A 6398-nucleotide genomic window follows, 5' to 3' on the forward strand; every position below is an offset into this window, starting at 1 on the left:
CCGCGGGACTCATCGACGTGTTTGCCCACGCGCCGCTCACCGGCAACCCGCTGGCGGTCGTGGAAGGGGCCGACGGTCTCGACGATGCATTGCTGCGCCGCATCGCCGGCGAGTTCAACCAGGCCGAGACCACCTTCCTGCAGCGCAGCGATCGCGCCGATAGGCGGCTGCGTTCCTTCACGGCCAGCGGTGTCGAGGTGTCCGGTGCCGGGCACAACGCGCTGGGCGCCTGGCTGTGGCTGGCGCACGAGGGGCAGCTCGGGCCGCTGGACACGCCGCAGACCTTCCACCAGGAACTCGGCCGCGACGTGCTGCCCATCACGCTGGAACGGCGCGGCGGCCAGGTGCACGGCCGCATGCGGCAGTCGCCGTTGACGCTGCTGCCGGCCGGCGTCGACGTGGAATCGTTGAGCCGGGCCCTCGGCCTCGAACCCGCCGACGTGCTGCCGCACCCTGCGCCGCGCGCGGCCGACACCGGTGCCGCCCACCTGATGGTTCGCGTGGCCGATGAAGCCGCGGTCGATCGCGCACAGCCGGCCGCGCAAGCCCTGCTGCCGGTGCTGCGAGGCGCCGGTGCCGAGGGCTGCTACGTCTACGCGTTCGACGTTGCCGCGCCGCAGCGCGCGTATGCGCGGTTCTTCAACCCGACCATCGGCCTGTGGGAAGACATTGCCACCGGTACCGCGGCCGGGCCCCTGGCGGCCTACCTCGGGCACGAAGGGCTGTTGCCGGACCAGGCGCTGCTGATCGAGCAAGGCACGCGCATGGGGCGCCCCAGCTTCCTGCAGGTGCGCCTGAACCCCGAACCGGAGCTCTCGGGCAGCGGCATCGTGGTGTTCAAGGGCGTGCTGACGGTCTGAGAGGGCGCCAACCTCAGCCGCGGCGCTTCGCGAACTTCAGCGTCATGCGATCCGACTCGCCGATCGCGACGAAGCGGTCGCGGTCGACCGCCCCACCGCGCAAGGTCGGCGGCAGCGACCACACGCCGTTCGGATGGTCACGCGTGTCGAGCGGGTTCGCGTTGACCTCGCTGCGGTCGAGCAGCACGAAGCCGGCCGCAGCAGCGCGCTCGATGACCAGCGCCTCGGGAACGTAGCCGGTCGCGATCGTGCGTTCGAGCGTGGTGCCCGGCGGCGCGCGGTGCTCTTCCACGCCGAGCACGCCGCCCGGCTTCAGCACCGCGTGGAACGACTGCAGCACCGCATCGAGCCGCCCCGCCTCGATCCAGTTGTGGATGTTGCGGAAGGTCAGCACCATGTCGGCACCACCCGACGGTGCGATGCCGCCGAGCCGGTTGCCTGCTGCCGGCAGCTCGCCGACGACCACGCGGTCGTACACCGCCGGTTCCTTCGCGAGCTTCTCGACGAAGCGCTGCCGCGATCGCCGCGCGTACTCGTCCTGGGCATCAGCCGGCTCGTGCGCCGCATACAGGCGCCCGTCTTCCCGCAGGTACGGCGCCAGCACCTCGGTGTACCAGCCGCCACCCGGCGCGATCTCGACCACCGTCTGGCCGGGCTTGAGGCCGAAGAAGCGCAGCGTCTCGTACGGGTGCCGTGCCGCATCGCGCGCACGGTTCGCGGTGCTGCGTTGCGCACCGGCCAGCGCCGCGCGGAGCCGCGCGCCATCGGCATCCGCGTCGGCCACGGCCGGCGTCGAGGTGCAAGCTGCCAGCGGCAACGCAAGCAGCGGCAGGCTCAACACGCCGCGCCGTGTCATCAGGTCGTTCATCGGATCTCCCGTTCGAGGGCCGCCGGATCGAGGCGAAAGGTCGCCAGTTCGTCGGCGTCGCATTGTGCGATGAGGCCCAGTTCCCACGCGAGGTAGCGGCGTGCCGCATCGAGGTTGCCGTCGTGGCGGTCGTGCACGAAGAACAGGTGGTCGATGGCCTGTGCATCGGACGGTTCGTCGGGGCTCGTCACCGTCGGCAGGCCGGCTTCGGCGCTGGTGGCGAGGCTGGCCTGGGCGAGGTCGGTGAAGCCTGCCTCGCGCAGGTCCAGTGCAGCCAGGTCGGCAATGCGCGGCTCGTCGCTCAGCAGCACCAGCGCACGCCCTGCCCCGGCCTTTCGGGCCGCTTCCACCACCTGCGGGCGGATCGTCCACTGCGCGCCTTGCGGATGTCCTGCCCGGTGCGCGAGGCTGCCGCGCAGGTCCAACAGCAGCGCACCGCGTTGCAGCCGCTCGCGCAGCGCCTCGGCATCCAGCCGCGGTACCTCCGGCACATCCGCCGATGCAGTCGACGGCACCTGCAACGCCGCCCGAATGCCCCCGTCCACGGCTACCGCGTCATGCCCCTGCAACCACAGCCAGTGCGCGACCACCGGCGCGCGCAGGCCATCGTCATCGACGAGCAGGATGCGCGCATGCCGCGTGCCGACGTACAGATCGGTCGCCTGCAGCAACTGCCCGCCCGGTGCATGGCGTGCCCCCGGCAGGCTGCCCTGCGCGAATTCCTCGGCCGAGCGCACGTCGAACAGGTAGGTGGTGCGCGCCGCCTCGGCGAGCCAGCGGCTGGCCTGCGCCGCCGTCACACTGCGCCCCGGCAGGCGCCGCACCGGCCAGTGCGACAGCGCCGCCTGGGCACTGTGAGGCGCGGGCCGGCGCGTGCTGCCGCGCTCCAGCGACAAGCCCGCGAGCGCCCAGCCCTGCGTGCCGTTCTCCAGCGCCAGCACCGGATTCGGCAACCCGAGCTGGCGCAGGATCTGCGCGCCGATGATGCTGCGCGTGCGGCCGGCGCAGTGCACGACGACCGTGCGCCGCGTGTCGCCGCCGAGCAGCGCGCCGACCTCGCGCACCAGCTCGCCATTCGGCACCGAGACCGCGCCGGGGATCGTCATGCGCCGGTGCTCGTCGAAGGTGCGGCCGTCCAGCAGCAGCGGCGGGTCGTCGCCGGCCAGCCGGAGCTGCAGCTCCTGCGCCGACAGGTGCGGCGTGCCGAAGGCCTGCTCCACCCGCTCGCCGAAGGTCTTCGACGGCAGGTTGACGCCCTTGAACAGCGTGTAGCCGGCGCGCTGCCAGGCCGGCGCGCCGCCGTCGAGCAGGCGCACGTCGATGTAGCCGAGCGCTGCCAGCCGCACCGCCGCACGCTGCGCAATGCCGTCGCCATCGTCCAGCAGCACCACCGGCGTCGTGCGCCGCGGCACCAGCCGGGGCGCGTCGATCTCCAGCCGGCTGTACGGCACGCTGACCGCGAAGAACGGATGGCCCTCGCCATACACGCCGTGCTCGCGCACGTCGAGCAGTGCGATCTCGCCGCCGTCCTTCAGCCACTGCTTCAGCGTGGCGGCATCGATCGTGCGGCTCATGTTGCAACCCTCCGTGCCACCGCAAGCGCCTGCGCGAGGTCATCGACCAGGTCGCGCGGATCCTCCAGCCCGACGTGCAGCCGCACCAGCGGCCCGCGCGGCTGCGCGAGGCCGGTCCACAGGCTGTGCTCGGCCAGCCGTTCCGGCGCGACCAGCAGCGCGAGGCTCTCGTAGCCGCCCCACGACGCGCCGATGCGAAACACCTGCAGCGCATCGACCAACGCCTGGCCGGCCCGCGGATCGGTGTCTCCCAGCTCGAACGACAGCAGCCCGTTCGCGCCGCTGAAATCGCGCCGCCACAGCGCATGCCCGGGATCGTCCTGCAGCGCCGGGAAGAACACCCGCGCCACCKGCGGCTGCGCCTGCAACCAGCGCGCCACCTCGACCGCATGCCGCTCGTGCTGCGCCAGCCGCACCGGCAGCGTGCGCAGCCCGCGCAGCGCGAGCCAGGCATCGTCGGCACCGATCGTCAACCCCAGCGATTCATGCGTCTGCACCAGGCGCCGCACCAGCTCGGCGCCGTTCGCCACCACGGTGCCCAGCATCAGGTCCGAATGCCCGCCGATGTACTTGGTGCCGGCCTGCAGCGAGATGTCGGCACCGAGGTCGAGCGGCCGGTGCAGCCAGCCCGCGCCCCAGGTGTTGTCGACCGCGACGGTCACGCCGCGTGCATGCGCCACCGCGGCCAGCGCCGGCAGGTCGAGCACCTCGTTCAGCAGCGAGCCCGGCGATTCGAGGTACAGCAGCCGCGTCTCGGGGCGGATGCGCGCGGCCAGGTCGTCGCGTGCCGGCGAGAAGTACTCCAGCGTGATGCCGAGCCGGCGCAACAGCTGCGCATCGACACGGCGCAGCGGACTGTAGACGCTGTCGCAGACCAGCGCGTGGTCGCCCGGCGACAGCACCGCCAGCAGCACCAGCGTGATCGCGGCCAGGCCCGATGGCGCGAGCAGCGCGCGCTCGCCGCCTTCGAGCTCGCGCAGCGCGGCCTCGAGCGCGCGGTGCGTGTCGAGCCCGTGGATGCCGTACGAGGCCACGTCCTCGCCGGCCGAGCGGCGCAGCAGCAGGTCCTCGCGCACCGCCATGCTCTCGAAGCGCAGCGTGCTCGCACGCACCACCGGCGTGTTGATCGGGCCGGTGCCGCCCGCCAGCGGCGGCGCGCCGGCGTGCAGCAGACGGGTTGACGGTTGCGCTGCCGGGTCCGTCATGCCACCACCTTGCTCGGCTTCATCTGCGTCGCGTTGTAGTTGGTGACCGCGCCGGTCGCCAGGTCGAAACCGACGCGGCCGGTCAGCGTCTCCAGCGGGCGGCCGTACAAGTGGAAGTGCAGCGTGGGCCGCGTGCCGCCGACGTGGATGCTGTGGATGTCCTGCGCAAGGAACTGGATCGATTGCCCGGGTTTCACGGTGAACTCGCGGTCGAGCACCAGCTGCGCGCGCGCCGGGTCGCGGCCGTCGTCGGTGCGGCGGTACAGCCGGTTCACCTCGTCGCCTTCGATCGCGACGATCACCGCCCAGGTGTCGTGGTTGTGCGGCACCGTGGTCTTGCCCGGGTTGATCGAGTTCAGGTAGAGCGCGATGTCGTCGTCGCCGTCGGCCGGGTTCAGGCGGTAGCGGGTCGATGCGCCGACGCCTTCGGATTCGGCCGGCGGCGGGAAGGTGGCGCTCGGGAACAGCTCGGGGCGCTGCGCGAGGCCGTCGAGCAGCGCGGCGATGCGCGCGAGCGCGGCGCGGTCGGGGGCGCCGGTGGCGAGTTCGCTGCGCACCGCGGTCAATGTCGTGCGCACGGCTTCGGCGCGGCGGGATTCGGGAGTGGCCTGGCTCATGAGAGTGCCTTTCGGTCGTCGTGATCGGGATGCAAGGGCGAGGCACGCGGCGATGTGCGTGGTGAAAATTGCAGCGCCTTCTCCTGCGGCGCGATCTGCAGCCCGCGCTCGTAGGCGCGGCGCACGGCAGGCCGCGCGGCGATGCGGCGCTGCCAGCGCTGCAAGTTCGGGAAATCGCTCAGCTGCAGGTGGTGGCGCAGCGGCTGGATCCACGGGAACACCGCGATGTCGGCGATCGAGTAGCTGTCGGCCAGGTGCTCGCGGCCCTGCAGCCGGTCGTCGAGCGTGCGGTACAGGCGCTGCGCCTCGTCGCGCGCGGCGGCGCGCTGCGCATCGCTCGCGCCGGCCGCCTCGCCCTCGTGCCAGCGCTGCAGCAGGCCGAGCCCGCTCGCCTGGTGCGCGGCATGCCAGAACAGCCACTGCGTGACCTGCCAGCGCCCGGCCTCGTCCGGCGGCAGCAGCGCGCCGGTCTTGCCGGCCAGGTACAGCAGGATGGCGCCCGACTCCACCACCGTCTGCGGCGCCGTGCCGCCGAACGGCGCGTGGTCGACGATCACCGGCGTGCGGCGGTGCGGGTTCAGCGCCGCGAACGCCGCCGTGTGGTGCTCCTTCGTGCGGATGTTCAGCGGGTACGGGGTGTGCGGCAGCCCGAGTTCTTCCAGCGCGATGGCGATCTTCATGCCGTTGCCGGTGGGCCAGTAGTAGAAGTCGATCATGGGTGGGGGTGGTGAAGAAGAGATCAGATGGCGAATCGCAAGCCCGCGAGTTCGAGGGGCACCTGCGGCAGCACCGGCGCGCGCGACGGGTCGAGGCTGCGGTTCAGGAAGGCGCGGGTGCGCTCGCTGGTCGGCGCATGGAACACGCGGGCGGCCGGGCCGTGCTCGACGACGCGGCCGGCCTCGGTGAAGACCACCTCGTCGCTGACCTCCTCGGCAAAGCGCATCTCGTGCGTCACCAGCACGCAGCTCAGCCCCTCGGCCGCCAGCTCGCGGATCACGTGCAGCACCTCGCCGACCGTCTCCGGGTCGAGCGCCGASGTGACCTCGTCGAACAGCATCAGCTCCGGGCGCATCGCCAGCGCCCGCGCAATGGCCACGCGCTGCTGCTGCCCGCCGGAGAGCTCGCCCGGCCAGGCGTCCTGCTTGTGCAGCAGCCGCACCCTGTCGAGCAGCGCCAGTGCCTCGCGCCGTGCCTCGGCCCGGTCGCGGCCGGCCACCAGCGTCGGCGCGATCAGCRGGTTGTCGAGCACGCTCAGGTGCGGGAACAGGTTGTAC

General features: G+C 72.4%; 7 protein-coding genes. 1 reads left to right on the forward strand and 6 read right to left on the reverse strand.

Features of this window, described 5'->3' with window-relative positions:
• Positions 1–860 (forward strand): PhzF family phenazine biosynthesis protein (locus AC1D15_RS14235; protein WP_477826500.1); only part of this gene is annotated, 860 nt, incomplete at its 5' end.
• A 13-nt stretch (positions 861–873) separates the two neighbouring features.
• On the opposite strand, the gene AC1D15_RS14240 is transcribed toward AC1D15_RS14235, so the two are convergent.
• The 6 genes from AC1D15_RS14240 to AC1D15_RS14265 all read right to left on the reverse strand — a co-directional run.
• Positions 874–1728 carry a class I SAM-dependent methyltransferase gene (locus AC1D15_RS14240; protein WP_477826501.1) on the reverse strand — a complete coding sequence of 285 codons (855 nt, stop codon included), beginning with the start codon at positions 1726–1728 and terminating at the stop codon, positions 874–876.
• Entirely contained in the window at positions 1725–3302 is a 1578-nt protein-coding gene (locus tag AC1D15_RS14245; protein WP_477826502.1) for a rhodanese-like domain-containing protein, read from the reverse strand. Before AC1D15_RS14245 ends, AC1D15_RS14240 begins: the two co-directional genes overlap by 4 nt.
• Positions 3299–4507: a cystathionine beta-lyase gene (metC, locus tag AC1D15_RS14250; RefSeq protein WP_477826503.1), complete on the reverse strand. Its 1209-nt coding sequence runs from the start codon at positions 4505–4507 to the stop codon at positions 3299–3301. Before metC ends, AC1D15_RS14245 begins: the two co-directional genes overlap by 4 nt.
• Complete coding sequence (locus tag AC1D15_RS14255) at positions 4504–5124, reverse strand: cysteine dioxygenase family protein (RefSeq protein WP_477826504.1); 621 nt, start codon at positions 5122–5124, stop codon at positions 4504–4506. Before AC1D15_RS14255 ends, metC begins: the two co-directional genes overlap by 4 nt.
• Positions 5121–5840: a glutathione S-transferase family protein gene (locus tag AC1D15_RS14260; protein ID WP_477826505.1), complete on the reverse strand. Its 720-nt coding sequence runs from the start codon at positions 5838–5840 to the stop codon at positions 5121–5123. The genes AC1D15_RS14255 and AC1D15_RS14260 overlap by 4 nt, the downstream gene beginning before the upstream one ends.
• A 23-nt stretch (positions 5841–5863) precedes the next feature.
• On the reverse strand, positions 5864–6398 hold a 535-nt coding region (locus AC1D15_RS14265; protein ID WP_477826506.1), incomplete at its 5' end, for an amino acid ABC transporter ATP-binding protein.

The sequence above is a fragment of the Rhizobacter sp. P2_H2 genome, assembly GCF_056403375.1.

What these genes read in the sequence shown, in the direction of transcription:
- AC1D15_RS14245 (WP_477826502.1), bottom strand. Translation starts at nt 3,302, where the DNA reads ATGAGCCGCACGATCGATGCCGCCACGCTGAAGCAGTGGCTGAAGGAC.
- AC1D15_RS14255 (WP_477826504.1), bottom strand. Translation starts at nt 5,124, where the DNA reads ATGAGCCAGGCCACTCCCGAATCCCGCCGCGCCGAAGCCGTGCGCACG.
- AC1D15_RS14260 (WP_477826505.1), bottom strand. Translation starts at nt 5,840, where the DNA reads ATGATCGACTTCTACTACTGGCCCACCGGCAACGGCATGAAGATCGCC.
- AC1D15_RS14240 (WP_477826501.1), bottom strand. Translation starts at nt 1,728, where the DNA reads ATGAACGACCTGATGACACGGCGCGGCGTGTTGAGCCTGCCGCTGCTT.